Annotated in this window: 19 protein-coding genes; 18 read left to right on the top strand and 1 reads right to left on the bottom strand. The window is 32.6% G+C overall.

Annotation, left to right across the window (positions count from 1 at the left end; all coding sequences use genetic code 11):
- Window positions 1–12: 12 nt before the first annotated feature.
- From KA900_RS06200 to sucB, 18 genes are all read left to right on the top strand, one after another.
- Entirely contained in the window at window positions 13–270 is a 258-nt protein-coding gene (locus KA900_RS06200; protein WP_103372742.1) for a NifU N-terminal domain-containing protein, read from the top strand.
- Between the two features lie 18 nt (window positions 271–288).
- On the top strand, window positions 289–1,407 hold the full coding sequence (locus KA900_RS06195) for a conserved virulence factor C family protein (protein WP_115342152.1): 1,119 nt from the start codon (window positions 289–291) through the stop codon (window positions 1,405–1,407).
- Between the two features lie 34 nt (window positions 1,408–1,441).
- Window positions 1,442–1,879: a bacilliredoxin BrxA gene (gene brxA, locus KA900_RS06190; RefSeq protein ID WP_103372740.1), complete on the top strand. Its 438-nt coding sequence runs from the start codon at window positions 1,442–1,444 to the stop codon at window positions 1,877–1,879.
- 496 nt (window positions 1,880–2,375) lie between these two features.
- A complete protein-coding gene (locus KA900_RS06185) occupies window positions 2,376–3,332 on the top strand; it encodes a thymidylate synthase (protein ID WP_096809712.1) in 957 nt (318 codons plus the stop codon).
- 99 nt (window positions 3,333–3,431) lie between these two features.
- Window positions 3,432–3,917, top strand: coding sequence for a dihydrofolate reductase (locus KA900_RS06180; RefSeq protein ID WP_096809714.1), 486 nt, complete (start codon window positions 3,432–3,434; stop codon window positions 3,915–3,917).
- Window positions 3,918–3,926: 9 nt separating this feature from the next.
- On the top strand, window positions 3,927–4,766 hold the full coding sequence (locus KA900_RS06175; protein ID WP_103372738.1) for a DegV family protein: 840 nt from the start codon (window positions 3,927–3,929) through the stop codon (window positions 4,764–4,766).
- A gap of 127 nt (window positions 4,767–4,893) precedes the next feature.
- Complete coding sequence (msrA, locus tag KA900_RS06170) at window positions 4,894–5,421, top strand: peptide-methionine (S)-S-oxide reductase MsrA (protein WP_103372737.1); 528 nt, start codon at window positions 4,894–4,896, stop codon at window positions 5,419–5,421.
- Window positions 5,414–5,842, top strand: a complete 429-nt coding sequence (gene msrB / locus KA900_RS06165) for a peptide-methionine (R)-S-oxide reductase MsrB (RefSeq protein WP_115342153.1) — start codon at window positions 5,414–5,416, stop codon at window positions 5,840–5,842. The genes msrA and msrB overlap by 8 nt, the downstream gene beginning before the upstream one ends.
- A 14-nt stretch (window positions 5,843–5,856) precedes the next feature.
- A complete protein-coding gene (locus tag KA900_RS06160; RefSeq protein ID WP_210139394.1) occupies window positions 5,857–6,363 on the top strand; it encodes a PTS sugar transporter subunit IIA in 507 nt (168 codons plus the stop codon).
- The gene (locus KA900_RS06155) at window positions 6,360–6,581 is read left to right on the top strand and encodes a YozE family protein (RefSeq protein ID WP_096809725.1); all 222 of its coding nucleotides are present in this window, start codon (window positions 6,360–6,362) and stop codon (window positions 6,579–6,581) included. Before KA900_RS06160 ends, KA900_RS06155 begins: the two co-directional genes overlap by 4 nt.
- A gap of 161 nt (window positions 6,582–6,742) precedes the next feature.
- Entirely contained in the window at window positions 6,743–8,224 is a 1,482-nt protein-coding gene (locus KA900_RS06150) for a S41 family peptidase (protein WP_115342154.1), read from the top strand.
- 21 nt (window positions 8,225–8,245) lie between these two features.
- Complete coding sequence (locus KA900_RS06145; RefSeq protein WP_103372734.1) at window positions 8,246–8,755, top strand: GNAT family N-acetyltransferase; 510 nt, start codon at window positions 8,246–8,248, stop codon at window positions 8,753–8,755.
- Between the two features lie 10 nt (window positions 8,756–8,765).
- Window positions 8,766–9,839 carry an undecaprenyldiphospho-muramoylpentapeptide beta-N-acetylglucosaminyltransferase gene (locus tag KA900_RS06140; protein WP_115342155.1) on the top strand — a complete coding sequence of 358 codons (1,074 nt, stop codon included), beginning with the start codon at window positions 8,766–8,768 and terminating at the stop codon, window positions 9,837–9,839.
- Between the two features lie 18 nt (window positions 9,840–9,857).
- Window positions 9,858–10,472 (top strand): phosphatase PAP2 family protein, encoded by a 615-nt coding sequence (locus KA900_RS06135; RefSeq protein WP_115342156.1) that lies wholly within the window; start codon window positions 9,858–9,860, stop codon window positions 10,470–10,472.
- A 446-nt stretch (window positions 10,473–10,918) separates the two neighbouring features.
- Window positions 10,919–11,581: a response regulator transcription factor gene (locus KA900_RS06130; protein ID WP_096809734.1), complete on the top strand. Its 663-nt coding sequence runs from the start codon at window positions 10,919–10,921 to the stop codon at window positions 11,579–11,581.
- Window positions 11,578–12,933 carry a HAMP domain-containing sensor histidine kinase gene (locus tag KA900_RS06125; protein ID WP_103373648.1) on the top strand — a complete coding sequence of 452 codons (1,356 nt, stop codon included), beginning with the start codon at window positions 11,578–11,580 and terminating at the stop codon, window positions 12,931–12,933. Before KA900_RS06130 ends, KA900_RS06125 begins: the two co-directional genes overlap by 4 nt.
- A gap of 185 nt (window positions 12,934–13,118) precedes the next feature.
- Window positions 13,119–15,923: a 2-oxoglutarate dehydrogenase E1 component gene (locus KA900_RS06120; RefSeq protein WP_147641360.1), complete on the top strand. Its 2,805-nt coding sequence runs from the start codon at window positions 13,119–13,121 to the stop codon at window positions 15,921–15,923.
- A gap of 13 nt (window positions 15,924–15,936) precedes the next feature.
- Complete coding sequence (gene sucB / locus KA900_RS06115) at window positions 15,937–17,220, top strand: dihydrolipoyllysine-residue succinyltransferase (RefSeq protein ID WP_096809738.1); 1,284 nt, start codon at window positions 15,937–15,939, stop codon at window positions 17,218–17,220.
- A gap of 176 nt (window positions 17,221–17,396) precedes the next feature.
- Here the strand turns inward: sucB and KA900_RS06110 are convergent, their stop codons facing one another.
- On the bottom strand, window positions 17,397–17,945 hold the full coding sequence (locus KA900_RS06110; protein ID WP_115342158.1) for a helix-turn-helix domain-containing protein: 549 nt from the start codon (window positions 17,943–17,945) through the stop codon (window positions 17,397–17,399).
- Window positions 17,946–18,530: the final 585 nt, after the last annotated feature.

Here is an 18,530-nt window from a genome sequence, read left to right as displayed (position 1 = left end):
GGAGAATCTATAATGGAAATTTTAAATGTAGCAACTACACCAAATCCAAACACAATGAAAATCGATTTAAAGTTAGAAAGCGGGGACAATAAACCAAATACGTATACTAAGGTGAAAGAAGATCAACCTGATTTTATCAATGCAGTACTAGAAGTAGAAGGTGTTAAGTCGATATTTCAAGCGATGAATTTTATTTCTGTAGATAAACAATCAGATGCTGAGTGGGATCAAATCCTACCTAATATCACAACAGCACTGGAAGAAATATAAGATAGGGAGGCTGCCTTAATGGAAATTGTACGTGTGGAACCTACGCCAAGCCCCAATACGATGAAAATTGTATTGACTAAAAAAAGGGAAGACAACCAATCTAATACTTATACATCAATTAATGAAGGGCAACCTGATTTTATCAATGATGTTTTAGCGATTGATGGTGTTAAATCTATATTTCATGTAATGGATTTTTTAGCAGTCGATAAAAAACCAAAATTCGATTGGGAAGAAGTATTACCTAAAGTAACAGCAACTTTAAATGACGAAGAAACCACCTCTGCTGAGCAGCTTCCAGATGAACATTTTGGTGAGATAAAGGCAGAAGTATTAAAATTCAAAGGTATTCCATATCAGATTAAACTAACAACAAGTTCAGAAGAAAAACGCAAACAATTGCCTGAAATTTATGTTGATAGCATGTTAGCTGCCCAAAAAGATAATGACAACGTGGTATTTCAACGTAAATGGGAAGATTTAGGCATACGGTACGGCGAAATGGATGAAGTTTTAGAAGATGTGTTAGAGGAAGTTACTGCTATGTATCCTAAAGAGCAATTAAAGCAACGTGTGGATGAAGCTTTAGCAACTGATATAATTATTCCAGAAACAAAATATAAACATGTCTCATTAGAAGACTATCAAGCAACTGAAAATTGGAAAGAACGCTTAAGAATGTTAAAATCATTCCCAACGCCCACTATCGAAGACTTACCATTGTTAGGCGACGTTGTCAGTGAAGCGCAGAAAACACCTTTAAGACGGGAAGCTGTCATATTGCTTGGAATGATTGAAGATGAAGTTGTGTTGCCTTACTTATATAAAGGGTTACACGATAAAAGCCCTGGCGTAAGAAGAACAGCTGGAGACTGCTTAAGTGATTTAGGTTTTAAACAAGCCTTACCTGAAATGGAAAAAGCGTTAAGCGATCCACATAAAATTGTCAGATGGAGAGCTGCCATGTTTATGTTCGATGAAGCTGGACCTGAACAGTTACCAGCTTTACGTGAACATGCAGATGATTCAGCTTATGAAGTCAAATTACAAATAGAAATGGCAATCACTAGAATTGAAAATGGGGATGAAGCATTAGGCTCTGTTTGGAAACAAATTGCCAATAGAAATAAAGCATAAATTAAAATGTACCCAAAGTATAGGAGTGTTATATATGAATGCATATGAAGCTTATATGAACGAACTTGCTACTCAAATGCGTAGCGAATTAACAGAGCATGATTTTAATAGTTTAGAATCTGCAGATGAAGTAAATGATTTTATGAAAAACGTATCTGAAGATGAAACTACTTTTGTTGTAATTAATTCGACTTGTGGATGTGCTGCTGGTTTAGCGAGGCCTGCAGCAGTAACAGTTGCAGAGCAAAACGATAAAAAGCCTACACATAAAATAACTGTTTTCGCAGGTCAAGATAAAGAAGCGACTGAAGCAATGCGTTCTTTTATACAACAAGCACCATCTAGCCCATCTTATGCGCTGTTTAAAGGAGAAGAATTAAAACACTTTATCCCGCGTGAACATATAGAAGGAAGAGATATTCAAGATATTTGCATGGATATTAAAGATGCATTTGATGATTATTGCGATTAATCATCAACCTATCAAATCATTTTATACGTAGTTACTTAAACGAGGCTGGGGCATAAATAATGTCTCAGCCTCAAATAGCATATAGAGAACGCAAAGCTAGCATAAAATATAAAGCGCTGCGCTAAAGCATTACTTTTTCTTTTATGTTATTTATAAAAATATGTAGTCCTTACGTGCGTGTTCTAACACTTATATTCCTTCTTCTTAAGTTAATGATACTTATGTATAGAGCCTTGAATTATGTTGTTCTCTATGAAAAAGAATCAGCACCTTAAATCTTGTATGCTTTTTATGAACCATCTTTGCTTAGTGAGATAACAAAAACCATTAAAACGGTAATTTCGTTCTCGACTCTGCTTAATCACTTACATACATTCATTTTATTTAAACTTGTATATTATTTTTTACACTATCAAAGGTTATCTCTTTAAATTATCCGCATTTTAAAATATGATTAAACCTAAATAACATTACTATTGAAAGGAGTGTGGGAGTCATGTTAAATACATTTGACCAAGCATACCACAATCTTTGTACGGAGATATTAGAAATTGGCAAACAAAAAGATGACCGCACAAATACAGGTACTATTTCCAAATTTGGACATCAATTGAGATTTGATTTATCAAAAGGATTTCCCTTATTAACGACTAAGAAAGTATCTTTTAAATTGATTGCTACTGAACTACTTTGGTTTATTAAAGGCGATACAAATATCAAATATTTACTTCAATATAATAATAATATATGGAATGAATGGGCGTTTGAAAATTATATAAAATCGGACGAATATACAGGACCTGATATGGCAAATTTCGGTCACAGAGCTCAAACAGATGATGCATTTAAAGAAGTATACCAAGAAGAAATGCGTAAATTTAAAGCATTAATCTTAAACAATCCTGATTTTGCAACAAAATATGGCGATTTAGGTAATGTTTATGGTAAACAATGGCGAGATTGGGAAGATAAAAATGGTAACCATTTTGACCAATTAAAAACAATAATTGAGCAAATTAAAAAAAATCCCAATTCAAGACGCCATATTATTTCTGCTTGGAATCCTACAGAAATAGATACAATGGCTTTACCACCTTGTCATACAATGTTCCAATTCTATGTCCAAGACGGTAAATTAAGTTGTCAACTATACCAAAGAAGTGCAGATATCTTTTTAGGTGTACCATTTAATATCGCAAGCTATAGTTTATTAACTCATCTAGTCGCTAAAGAATGTGGTTTAGAAGTTGGGGAATTTATCCACACATTTGGTGACGCGCATATTTACTCAAATCATATTGATGCGATTGAAACACAATTATCTAGAAATAGCTTCGAACCACCACAACTTAAAATTAATTCAAATGCTTCTATATTTGAAATTAATTATGAAGATTTAGAAATAGTTAATTATCAATCTCATCCTGCAATTAAAGCGCCAATCGCTGTATAAATTTGGCCACTGTTTAATTTTAGCTTTAGCTAATCTATAATATTTAAGTAAGTATAATATCAGATAAACGAGATCATACTCACTATTAGGAGGATCATTATGACACTTTCAATACTTGTTGCTCATGATCAGCAACGCGTTATCGGCGTGAACAATCAATTGCCATGGCATCTACCAAATGACTTAAAACATGTTAAAGAACTTTCAACTGGCAATACGCTTGTTATGGGGCGTGCAACATTTGACTCTATAGGAAAACCTCTCCCTAATAGAAAAAATGTAGTTCTAACAAGAAATAAATCATTTAAACACGATGGTGTGGATGTTATTCATTCTATTGACGAAATCTATGAATTGCCTGGACATGTCTTCATTTTTGGGGGTCAAACATTATTCGAAGAAATGATTGATAAAGTAGATGATATGTATATTACGGTAATAGAAGATAAATATAACGGGGACACTTTCTTTCCACCTTATACTTTTGAAGATTGGGAAGTTGAATCTTCTATTACAGGAAAGCTAGATGAAAAAAATACGATTCCGCATACATTTTTACATTTAGTTCGTAAAGAAACGGCATAGGAGGATAAGATAATGAAAACAAAAATTGTGACTGATTCAACATCAGATTTATCACATATTTATTTAAAAGATAATGAGATACACGTCATCCCGCTTAATTTAACCATTGACGGTGACACTTTTGTAGATCAAGTAGATATTTCCTCTGAAGCATTTATTCAAAAAATAGAAAATGATGCCGACGTTAAAACAAGTCAACCTGCAATCGGTAAATTCATTGAACTATATGATGAATTAGGTAAAGATGGTTCTGCAATCATTAGTATTCACATGACTTCAGGATTAAGTGGCACGTATCAAACAGCATTACAAGCAAGCCAAATGACCGATAGTAAAGTAACAGTGATTGATTCAAAATCTATTTCATTTGGACTCGGTTACCAAGTTCAACATGTTGTAGATTGGAATAATCAAGGGTTTTCATCAGAAGAAATTGAATCGAAAATTAGTGATTTACAAAAAAATATAAAGTTATACGTTGTGATCGGACAATTAAACCAATTAATTAAAGGCGGTAGAATTAGTAAAACTAAGGGATTAATTGGAAATATGATGAAAATTAAACCAATTGGCACATTAATTGATGGTAATATTGAATTAATTCATAACTCACGTACTCAAAATGGCAGCATTCAATTTTTGAAAAAGGAAATTAGTGCTTTTATCGGGGACAAGAAAATTAAATCCATTGGTATTGCACATGCTAATATTATAGAATTTGTCGATAAAATTAAAAAGCATTTTTCTGAAGAATTTAATTTTTCTCAATTTGATACGAACGTCACGACTCCTATTATATCCACACATACTGGCCAAGGTGCGATAGGCTTAGTTGTATTAAAATCATAAATTCATATATAATAGTATCAAAATAAATTATTTATTTTGATGCTTTTTAAACCTTTAAAACAATTTAATGGCGTATCCCTTAAAATAATGATAACTTTATGACAAGATAGTAAAAAGGAGGTATATCATGGCATATGCAACATTAGCTGGAGGGTGTTTCTGGTGTTTGGTAAAACCATTCACTTCTTATCCGGGTATAGAAAATGTTGTTTCAGGTTATAGTGGTGGACATGTCGAAAATCCTACTTATGAAAGTGTGAGCACCGGACAAACCGGACACGTTGAGGCAGTACAAATCACGTATAATCCTGAAATTACTTCCTTCGAAAACATTTTAGATGTTTACTTTAAAACATTTGACCCAACGGATAATGGCGGCCAATTCTTTGATAGAGGGGAACATTATCAACCAGCCATTTTTTATCATAACGAAGACCAAAAAAAAGCTGCAGAAGCAAAAATTCAAGATTTAAACGAACAAGCTATATTTAATAATCCTGTTATTACGCCCGTAAAACCATATAAAAATTTCTATCCAGCTGAATCATATCATCAAGACTATTATAAAAAGAATCCATTACATTATGAACAATATCAACGAGGTTCTGGCAGAAAAGGCTTTATAGAAAAACACTGGGGGAAACAAAATGATTAAAAAAAATAAAAGCGATTTAACAGAAATGGAATATTTAGTTACTCAAGAAGCGGGGACCGAACCACCTTTTCAAAATGAATATTGGAACCACTTTGAAAAAGGTGTATATGTTGATAAAATTTCTGGGAAACCTCTATTTACCTCAGAAGAAAAATTCGAATCAGATTGTGGTTGGCCTAGTTTCTCTAAAGCTTTAGCTGATGACGAAATTATAGAGCTTGTAGATAAAACATTTGGTATGGTGCGTACAGAAGTAAGATCTGAAGATGCTAACAGTCATTTGGGACACGTTTTCAATGATGGACCAAAAGAAAGTGGCGGTCTAAGATATTGCATTAACTCAGCAGCAGTACAATTTATACCATACGAAAAGTTAGAAGAATTGGGTTATGGAGATTTAATATCACATTTTGAAAAATAAGGAGCGAACAAGACATGTTTAAAAAATTATTTGGTAAAGGTAAAGAAGTTAATAAAGAGATTGCTATTTATACACCCATTACTGGTGAATATGTGAAAATAGAAGACATTCCAGACCCTGTTTTCGCACAAAAGATGATGGGAGAAGGCTTTGGTGTCAATCCTACAGAAGGTGAAGTAGTATCTCCAATTAATGGTAAAGTAGATAATATCTTCCCAACTAAACATGCTATTGGGTTACAAGCTGATAACGGGCTTGAATTGCTCGTACACGTAGGTTTAGATACTGTACAGCTTGACGGTGAAGGTTTTGAGGTACTAGTTGAAAGTGGTGACACTGTTAATATCGGAGATCAGTTATTACGTTTTGATTTAAATTATATTAAAGAAAATGCTAAATCAGTTATTTCTCCTATCATTATTACAAATTCAGACAACACATCTGCAATTGCCGTTGCAGAAGATTTAAATTCAGTATCAAAAGGCGAAACTAAAATAGTTGATGTGACAATGATAAAATGAAAGATCATTCATTTTATCAATTTGCATTAACCGCACGTGGTAGAAAAGATGAAAAAGGCGAATTAGCAGAAGAAATATTTGATGATTTGTCTTTTCCAAGACAAGAAAAAGATTTTCACATATTATCAGATTATATTGAAATGCAAGGAAACTATACTGTTTCAATGTCTGTATTTGATAGTTTGTATGAAGAGTATACTGAATGGTTAAAATTTTAATTTTAGTTTATATTTGAGAGTATATATCAAAGTGTATTAAAATAATAAAGTATCATAGAGAGTGCTGGGGTTAATCTTTAATGATTCAATCCCAGCTACTTTTATTTCCAACTAAATGAAATTTTGATATGAATTATACATACGCATTAGGAAGTGATTAAATGTCGGAACGTTCAGACATCCAAAATGAAAATAATAAAGCGCCCGGTAACGAAGAGACAAACACACAATACTTACCAAAAAGAATGAATTTCAAACGTAAACACTTTATCTTAATATTAATAAGTACGATACTTATCACAGCAGTCATAACTGTGTTTGCAACTATAGGTATTAGTCATTGGGCTAGCGGTCTTGATGGAAATCAAAGAACAGAAATGAAAAAAGTTGAAGAAGTTTATAAAATTTTAAATAATGAATATTATAAGAATACCGATTCAGAAAAGCTATCTGAAGCAGCAATTAAAGGTATGGTTAAAGACTTAGACGATCCATACTCAGAGTTTATGACCAAAAAAGAGACTAAATCATTTAATGAGGACGTTTCAGGTGATTTTGTAGGGATTGGTGCAGAAATGCAAAAAAAAGGCGATACCATACAAATTACAAGTCCAATAAAAGATTCTCCTGCTGATAAAGCAGGCATTCAACCAAAGGATACCGTGACTAAAGTAGATGGCAAATCTATTAAAGGCCAGCCTTTAGAAGCTATCGTCAAAAAAGTGCGTGGTAAACAAGGTACGGAAGTAACCCTTACAATCGAAAGAGAGGGTCAAGCACATGAAATTTCAATTAAAAGAGATAAAATACATGTTAAAAGCGTAGAATACGAAAAACAAGGCAATGTAGGTGTATTTACAATAAATAAATTCCAAAATAGTACATCTGGTGAATTAAAATCTTTAATTATCAAAGCACATAAAGATGGCATACGTAAAATTGTTTTAGATTTACGTAATAATCCAGGTGGTTTACTTGATGAAGCTGTGAAAATGGTCAACATTTTTGTAGATAAAGGTAAAACTGCAGTACAACTTGAAAAAGGCGACCATAAAGAACAAATTAAAACTTCAAATGATGCTTCAAAAGAAGCTAAAGACATGGATGTTTCTATTTTAGTAAATAAAGGCTCCGCTAGTGCTTCAGAAGTGTTTACAGGTGCTATGAGAGATTATGACAAAGCAAAAGTATACGGTTCAAAAACGTTTGGCAAAGGGATTGTACAAACTACACATGAATTTAATGATGGTTCACTGTTGAAATTTACTAATATGAAGTGGCTGACACCTAAATCTCATTACATTCATGGTAAAGGAATCAAACCTGATGTAAAAATTGATGAACCGGAATATCAATCATTAAATGTTATTCCGAATACTAAGACATATCAATTGGATGATCAAGACAAGCATATTAAAACGATAAAAGTAGGGCTTTCAGCTTTAGGTTACCAAACAAATAATAAATCTCAAATTTTTGATGAAAATTTAGCAGATGCTATTAAAACATTCCAAAAAGATAATCGACTAACAGTGAATGGAAAATTTGATAAACAGACAAATAATAAATTCACTCAAGCTTTAGTTGACAAAGCGAATAAAGAAGATACCGTGTTACAAACTTTACTAAAAAAATTAAAATAACATCAAAGAGGTGTAAATTTTATGATTAGACTTGGTACAAAAGCAGACTTACCAGCAATTTTAAACATCGTTAACGAAGCAAAAGCAATCATGAGACAAGATGGCAATCATCAGTGGGATGAACAATATCCCTTAGAAACACATTTCGAAGAAGATATTAAAAAAAAATCACTCTTTGTGCTTGAAGCAAATTCGACTATTTTTGCATTTATAGTTGTCGACCAACAGCAACCTGAATGGTATGATGAACTAGCGTGGCCAATTGATAGAAATAGCGCGTATGTTATTCACAGGTTAGCGGCTTCTTCAAAGTTAAAAGGTGCTGCAACAAAGTTATTTAATTATGCAGTTAATCTTGCACTAAATAACGATATTCATGTAATATTAACAGATACTTTTGCATTAAATAAACGCGCACAAGGTTTATTCAAAAAATTTGACTTTACCAAAGTAGGTGAAGTCAATATTGATTATCCTCCTTTTGATAAAGGAGAACCATTCTATGCCTATTATAAAAATTTAGAAGAATAGAGGTAATATTATGACAAAAATCGCATTCACCGGCGGCGGCACTGTTGGACATGTTTCAGTAAATCTAAGCTTGATACCAACAGCTTTAGAAGAAGGTCATGAAGCTTTTTATATCGGGTCCAAAAAAGGTATGGAGCGTGAAATGATTGAGTCTCAATTACCACAAATAAAATATCATACAATCTCGAGTGGTAAATTAAGACGGTATATCTCTTTTGAAAATATAAAAGATATTTTTAAAGTATTAAAAGGTATTTTCGATGCGCGCCGTATTTTAAAAAAAGAAAAACCTGATTTATTATTTTCAAAAGGTGGTTTCGTATCTGTACCAGTAGTTATTGCCGCTAAATCCTTAAAAATACCAACAATTATCCATGAGTCTGATTTAACACCTGGACTAGCCAATAAAATCGCGCTCAAATTTGCTCAAAAGATTTATACAACATTTGAAGATACATTACAATACCTTCCAAAAGACAAAGCAGATTTTGTTGGTGCAACAGTCCGAGAAGATTTAAAATCTGGCGATAAAAATAGAGGGTACCAACTTACAGAATTTAAAGATGATAAAAAAGTGTTGTTAATCATGGGAGGCAGTCTTGGTAGTAAAAAGCTAAATGAGATTATTAGAGATAATTTGGATGCACTACAAAAAGATTACCAGGTTATCCATTTAACTGGTAAAGGGTTATTAGACCAAAATTTGGTAAATAAACCAGGTTACGTTCAATTTGAATTTGTTAAAGATGATTTAACAGACTTACTAGCCATTACAGATACTGTTATTAGTCGTGCTGGTTCTAACGCTATTTATGAATTTTTAGCACTTAGAATCCCTATGCTATTAATTCCTTTAGGCCTTGATCAATCTCGTGGAGACCAGATTGATAACGCGAAAAATTTCGCGTCTAAAGGCTTTGGCAGAACCATTCCAGAAGACACATTAACTGAACATCAACTGATAAATCAGTTAAATAACATTGAAAATAACCGTGATTCTATTATAACTCAAATGCAAACATATAAAGAAAGTTTTACACGTCAAGATTTATTTCATAAAATTATTAAAGATGCAACAAAATGATGAAAGGGAGGTTTTGCAATGAGTCGTTGGAAAAGAATAAGCTTACTTATCATTTTCACCTTAATATTTGGTATCATTGCATCCTTTCATGAATCTAGATTAGGAAAATGGATAGATAATGAAGTCTATGAATTTATATATGCTTCAGAAAGTTTTATCACAACTACTTTTTTTCTAGGAGTAACTAAAATAGGTGAAGTATGGGCGATGGTTTGTTTATCACTTCTATTAATTGCTTATTTAATGCTCAAAAAACTAAACATTGAAGCATTGTTTTTTGCAATTGCTATGAGTTTATCAAGCATATTAAACCCTTTGTTAAAAAATATATTTGATAGAGAACGCCCTACGCTCTTACGTCTGATAGATATTTCAGGTTTTAGTTTTCCAAGTGGGCATGCTATGGGTTCTGCAGCGTTCTTTGGTAGCATAATATACATCGCTAATCGTGTCCTGAAAGGAAAAACAAAGGGTGTCATGATAGGTCTTTCAGCGTTATTTATACTCTTGATATCATCATCAAGAGTATATCTAGGCGTTCATTACCCTACAGATATTATTGCTGGTATTATCGGAGGCACTTTTTGTGTGGTATTATCCACGTTGATCCTAAGACACAACTTAAAAATATAAGCATTTATATGCACCCAACTAGAAAACGACATGCGTTTATCATCAATTAAAACGCAATAAAAAATAAGCTAGACGTGAAACCGTCTAGCTTATTTCTATTGTGTCAAAAATTATTACAAAAACCGATTTTACACTGTAAAACCGGTCTTTATATATACGTTGTCTCGCAACGTTAGTCTTTTACGGGCATATAAAAGGGGATATTTGTGAAAATGATCAATCCTATTAAACAAATATGTGTGGGGGGAATGTCTATATAGTATTGATAATCATTTTCAATTACATTATACAACATTGAGAATAATTGTCAATTAGAATCATGAAAAAATTTAACATTAATTTTTTAGTTTTTTTGTATCAATGCCAATCATCATTTTATGCCTTTCACACCTAGATACTTTCTCTATACAGTCATTTCATATATTATATATTTTGAGGTGTAACTAATGACAAAAATTTTAATAGTTGAAGATGAACAAAATCTTGCACGTTTTATTGAATTAGAACTAGAACATGAAAATTATGACGTAGATATTGAATATGATGGAAAACCAGGTTTAGAAAAAGCATTAAATAATGAATACAATTTAATCTTGCTAGATTTAATGTTACCGAATATCAATGGTTTAGAAATTTGTAGACAAATTAGACAAAATAAAACAACCCCCATTATTATTATCACTGCTAAAAGCGACACATACGATAAAGTAGCAGGGTTAGATTATGGTGCTGATGACTATATTGTAAAACCATTTGATATTGAAGAGTTATTAGCTAGAATAAGAGCTATGCTACGCAGGCAACCACAAAAAAACGTGATTGATATGAAAGGCATAATCATAGATAGAGACGGATTTAAAGTCACAGTAGACGGAGAACCTTTAGACTTAACAAAAACAGAATACGATTTATTAACATTACTAGCAGAAAACCGTAATCATGTATTGCAAAGAGAACAAATCATTGCTGATGTATGGGGATATGATTCAGAAGTTGAAACCAACGTTGTTGATGTTTACATTCGTTATTTAAGAAATAAACTTAAACCCTACGGTAAAGATAAGTACATAGAAACCGTTCGAGGAGTAGGTTACGTGGTAAGAAAATGAAACAACGTAAATTAAAAACAAAATGGATGATAATCACAACAACGATTACATTTTCAACAATCTTTATATTCAGTTTAATCATTATTTTCTTTTTAAGTAATGCGCTACGCCATAATGAATTAAACGAAGCAGAAAGGAGTTATACAGATACTTTACAATTATTCGAATCAAAACAACTAAAAGAGATCACCCCATTAGATTTGAATGCATCTTTAGGAAACTTTCAAAAAGTTATACTCTTCAATAAAAAAGGAAAAAAACAAATTGAAACAACAAATGATAATTCAATAACATATTCTCCTAAGTTTAACCCTAAGGATATTAATACTGCTACGATTAAAAAACGTCATAACAGTGATTATCTAATTATTACAAACCAAATTGACACAAGCCATTTCCAAGGATATAGCATTATTGTACATTCTTTAGATCGCTATAATGCACTTGTTAATTCTCTATATTTTATTGCATTGATATTTGGAGTGATTGCCACTTTTATTACTGCAATGGTTAGTTACTTTTTCTCTGCACAAATTACGAAACCTTTGATATTAATGTCTAACAAGATGCAACAAATACGTCGTGATGGTTTCCAAGAAAAAGTGGATTTAGTAACAAATTACGAAGAAACAGATAATTTAATTGTAACTTTCAATGAAATGATGTTCCAATTAGAAGAGTCATTTAATCAACAAAGACAATTTGTTGAAGATGCTTCACACGAGTTACGAACGCCCTTACAAATCATTCAAGGCCATTTAAATTTAATTCAACGTTGGGGAAAAAAGGACGCAGCCATTCTTGAAGAATCACTTGATATCTCATTAGAAGAAATGGAAAGAATTACTAAATTAGTAGAAGAGTTATTATTATTGACTAAAGACAACAATAATAACAGGGAAAATGAAATTGAAAGCGTAGAAATCAATCAAGAAATTACTTCTAGAATTAAATCTTTAAAGCAACTACATCAAGATTATAAATTTGAATTTAGCCCTTATAATAAACCACTTAATATTAAAATGGACCGCTATCAATTCGAACAAGTATTAATTATCTTTATTGATAACGCTATGAAGTATGATCAAGTAAATAAAAACATCCTTATTCAAACTAAACTAAGAAACAAACAAATATCTATAGAAATTACAGATCATGGCGTAGGTATACCCAAAGAAGATATTGAGTTTATATTTGATAGATTCTACAGAGTAGATAAATCACGTTCCAGAAAACTGGGCGGTAATGGATTAGGGCTCTCAATAGCTAAAAAAATTATTGAATTAAATAACGGCACCATCCATGTCGAAAGTGAAGTAGGCAAATATACAACATTCAAAATTACATTTTGACCTATGTTACCGGTTACTAATGCATCTAAACTATGTTACGCTATTAAATGAAAATTCAATTAGCAGAGCCAAATTATATGAGGTTCTGCTTTTTTTATATAACCAGTTATTGGTACTTTAATTTGGTTATATTTAATGCTATTATTGATTTGTAAGCGTTTTAACTATTTTGTGGAGGGTGTAATATGAGCAACGAAAGTCAGGTTTCCCAGGCACCTGTAAATTTCGGGGCTAATCTTGGGTATATTTTAGATTTATATGATATGTATCTCAATGATCCAGCTTCAGTTCCTGAAGATTTACAAGTCCTATTTAGCACAATCAAAAACGGTGAAGCAAACATCGCAACAAATACAGCTGAAGGGCAACATAACGTGACCAAAGCTGATAGCACAATCAAACGTGTTATGCGTTTAATTGATAACATACGTCAATACGGGCATTTATTGGCAGATATTTATCCAGTTAACAAACCTGTAAGAGAAAATGTTCCAAAATTAAATATCGAAGACTTTAATTTAGATCAAGAAACACTTGAATCTATTTCTGCAGGTATTGTATCTGAACACTTTAAAGACATTTACGATAATGCTTATGAAGCAATTGTTCGTATGGAAAAACGTTACAAAGGACCTATTGCATTTGAATATACACATATCAATAATAATAGGGAACGCGTATGGTTAAAACGTAGAATAGAAACACCATACAAGGCGACTTTAAATGACAATCAAAAAATAGAATTATTTAAAAATTTAGCGCATGTAGAAGGTTTTGAGAAATATCTACATAAAAATTTTGTAGGAGCAAAACGTTTCTCAATAGAAGGTGTAGATACACTAGTGCCAATGTTACAACAAACGTTAAGATTAGCTAGTGATGAAGGCATTCAAAATATCCAAATAGGCATGGCTCACCGCGGTAGATTGAATGTGCTTACGCATGTATTAGAAAAACCGTATGAAATGATGATTTCAGAATTTATGCATACTGATCCAATGAAATTTTTACCAGAAGATGGCAGCTTAGAATTAACTGCAGGTTGGTCAGGTGACGTAAAATATCATCTAGGCGGTGTGAAAACAACCAATTCATATGGCAGCGAGCAACGCATCTCTCTTGCAAATAACCCGAGCCATTTAGAAATCGTTGCACCAGTTGTTCTAGGTAAAACACGTGCAACACAAGATGATACAAACAAACCAGGAGCTGTTCAAACAGACTTCTATAAATCAATGCCTATTTTAATACATGGTGATGCAGCGTATCCTGGTCAAGGCATCAATTTTGAAGCGATGAATTTAGAAAACTTAGATGGCTATTCAACGGGCGGAACGCTTCACATCATTACTAATAATAGAATTGGCTTTACGACAGAGCCTGAAGATGGGCGTTCTACAACGTATTCATCAGACGTGGCTAAAGGTTATGATGTTCCTATTATGCATGTAAATGCAGATAATGTTGAAGCTACTATTGAAGCGATTGAAATAGCGATGGCATTTAGAAAAGAATTCCATAAAGATGTTGTGATTGATTTGGTTGGTTATCGTAGATATGGCCACAATGAAATGGATGAACCTTCAATCACGAATCCATTACCTTACCATAATATTCGTAAACACGACCCAGTAGATATTTTATACGGCAATCAATTAGTTGAAGATGACATCATCTCAGAAGATCAAATGAACAATATATTTGATGAGGTTCAAAAAGAACTACGTGCTGCTCACGATAAAATTGATAAAAATGATAAAATGGATAACCCAGATATGCAAAAACCAGATAGTCTTGCAGAACCTCTTGAAAGCGTCGGTATCGATATAAGTTATGAACAACTTAAAGAAATTAACGATGCCATGTTATCATACCCATCAAACTTCAATGTACTTAAGAAGCTAAATAAAGTACTAGAGAAACGTAGAGAACCTTTTGAAAACGAAGATGGATTAGTTGACTGGGCTCAAGCAGAACAATTAGCGTTCGCAACAATAACACAACAAGGTACACCAATCCGTTTAACAGGTCAAGACAGTGAACGTGGCACATTTAGCCATCGTCACGCGGTATTACATGACCCAGAATCTGGTGAAGAATTTATCCCATTACACCATGTACCTGGCCAAAAAGCGACTTTTGAAGTACGTAACTCACCATTATCAGAGGCAGCAGTTGTTGGTTTTGAATACGGTTATAATGTTCAAAATAAAGATTGTATGACAATTTGGGAAGCACAATATGGAGATTTTTCAAATATGGCTCAAATGATATTTGATAACTTCTTATTTAGCGCTAGAGCTAAATGGGGGGAACGTTCAGGTTTAACTCTATTCTTACCTCATTCGTTTGAAGGACAAGGTCCTGAGCATTCATCAGCTCGATTGGAAAGATTCTTACAATTAGCAGGAGAAAACAACTCAACTGTTGTAAACTTATCAAGTTCAAGCAACTATTTCCATTTGTTAAGAGCACAAGCAGCAAGTTTAGGTACGCAATCTATGAGACCTTTAGTAGTTATGTCTCCTAAGAGTCTATTGCGCAATAAAACAGTAGCTGATCCAATCAATAAATTTATATCTGGACAATTTGAACCAATCTTACCAGAAGATCACAATAAAGAAGCTGTTAAAAAGGTTATTCTTGCTTCAGGTAAAATGTTCATTGATTTAAAAGAATATTTAGAGAAAAATCCAAACGAATCCATTTTATTGGTTGCTGTCGAAAGATTATACCCATTCCCAGCAGAAGAAATCGAAGCACTGCTCAGTACATTACCTAACTTAGAAAATGTCGCTTGGGTACAAGAAGAACCGAAAAACCAAGGCGCATGGTCATTTGTTTATCCATATCTCAAAGAATTGACTACTGATAAATACGATTTAAGTTATCACGGTCGTATCCAACGTTCAGCACCAGCTGAAGGCGATGGTGAAATACACAAACTCGTTCAAAATATGATTATCGAACAAAGCACAAAATTTAACTAGGGGGAAGTTAAGCATGCCAGAGGTAAAAGTTCCAGAATTAGCAGAATCCATTACAGAAGGTACCATTGCAGAATGGTTAAAACAAGTTGGTGATAGTGTAGATAAAGGTGAAGCTATACTAGAATTAGAAACTGACAAAGTCAACGTAGAGGTTGTTTCAGAAGAAGCCGGCGTACTTCAAGAATTACTAGCCAACGAAGGCGATACTGTAGAAGTGGGACAGTCAATTGCAGTGGTTGGTGAAGGAAGCGGTAATAATGCTCCAGAGACGTCAAAACAAGATGATTCTGAAAAGCAATCATCTGCATCTAGTAATGAAAATGAAGCAAACCAAACAAAATCAGAACCACAAAATGATAGCGCATCTGATAATGCACAAGATAAAGGGGCGCGTGTGAATGCTACACCATCCGCACGAAAATATGCGCGTGAAAAAGGTATAGATTTATCAGAAGTAGCAACACAATCAAATGATATTGTGAGAAAAGAACACGTTAACCAAACTCAAAATAATCAATCTAATTCACAACAAACTGCTCAATCATCAACAAAAGAAGAACCTAAAAAAACAGCTGCACAACAAAATCCAACTAAACCAGTTATCAGAGAAAAAATGTCTCGTCGTAAAAAAACAGCTGCTAAAAAATTATTAGAAGTATCTAATAATACTGCTATGTTAACGACATTTAATGAAATTGATATGACAAATGTTATGAACTTACGTAAACGTAAAAAAGAACAATTCATCAAAGACCATGATGGTACTAAACTTGGTTTTATGTCATTCTTTACAAAAGCAGCGGTAGCAGCATTGAAGAAATACCCTGAAGTAAATGCTGAAATTGATGGCGAAGATATGATTACTAAACAATTTTATGATATCGGCGTTGCTGTATCTACAGAAGATGGTTTATTAGTTCCTTTTGTAAGAGATTGTGATAAGAAAAACTTTGCTGAAATTGAAGATGAAATAGCTAACTTAGCTACAAAAGCACGCGATAAAAAATTAGGTTTAGATGATATGGTAAATGGTTCATTTACTATCACAAACGGTGGTATCTTTGGCTCAATGATGTCCACACCGATCATTAACGGAAGCCAAGCTGCAATACTTGGTATGCATTCTATTATCACGCGTCCAATTGCTATCGATGCAGACACGATTGAAAACCGTCCAATGATGTACATTGCATTAAGCTATGACCACAGAATTATTGACGGTAAAGAAGCTGTAGGTTTCTTAAAAACAATTAAAGAATTGATTGAGAACCCAGAAGATTTGCTATTAGAATCTTAATTTACAACACAAAATAGTTTATTAAACCTAACACAACGGCGTTTTGCGTCGTTGTGTTTTTTATGTAAAAAACAATATTCAAAAACTACATAAAAAATGTTATATCACACCTTTTATTCCTGAAATCTCCCGGTAGAATATAGCAACCTTAAGTTATTTATAAGCTAAAAATACTATCAATAGTGTATAACTATATGTAATCGAATAGTTATATCATTTTCATTAGCATAATAGTGAAACATATTCGCATTAAATTGAATTGCCTCATCTTTATGTATCAAAAAGGTTTCTCCATCCAATACGAGCGTTAATGTGCCTTCATATACCGTTATATATTCTATTGCCCCAGAACCATGTGGTGAGCCGTTCATTCTTCCTTCAGGCTCAATGGTAGCCATATAACTTTCAAATTTCTTTTCAATATCAAATTTAAAGAAAGGGTAAACCTTACATTTCTGATCTTCAGACATCAAAGGTTGCATATCATCTAGAGTTACTTTTCTAATAATAGTGCTATTTTCTTGAGTTAATTCTGTAAAAGAAACTTTTAGACCATTTGCTATTTTCCACAACGTAGTAATAGAAGGAATAGATGTTTTACGTTCTATTTGGCCCAACATCGTTTTACTTACACCAGTGATTTCTGACAAATGTTCAAGTGAATATCCACTTTGTTTTCTGTATAACTTTAAATTTTCAGATATAATATCATTGATTTCTCTCATTATTTATACACCTCTTTTTACAATATAACGTACAAAAAAGAAACTTTAAAGTCTGAACTTTATAACGTAATTTTAGACGTTATAAAGATTCTATTGATAGGGTAGGGGATAGGAGACTCTAATAATACTACTTATAAACGCTGTCTTAACAATCTTTATACCTATTTTAAATAAAATCGTAGCATTATTTTTTTAAAATATTGGGGTTGATTTTGAATCTTTATTTTAATATGAGTATCCAGTATATGTAACACTGTCTTACATCATATTGCTAAAATTACATTTATAATGAAAATGCCACCTTTATTTATTCACTACTTTTTAACAGCGAACTCAATGTTTATCTCGTCTTTTTATATTCATTCGTTAGTGCAATTGAACTTCTTTATATTGTTGACTATTGCTGGATTTTAGATAGTTTAAGTTAGGCCGTATTAGACACTTTATTTAAAAACTTCATAATAAAAACAAACACTTATTTGACTTGTTAATGCTATTTGATTATTTTATGTTGTAATAAATATCCTAGTTAATTAAAAAAACGAGCATTGTATGACTTTACTTAGTCAAGTCCAGACTCCTGTG

The organism is Staphylococcus sp. GDY8P120P (genome assembly GCF_017892065.1).
GTDB classification, from domain to species: domain Bacteria; phylum Bacillota; class Bacilli; order Staphylococcales; family Staphylococcaceae; genus Staphylococcus; species Staphylococcus nepalensis.
Note: the sequence above shows the minus strand (reverse complement) of the source record. Positions and strands in the feature narration are given on the sequence as shown.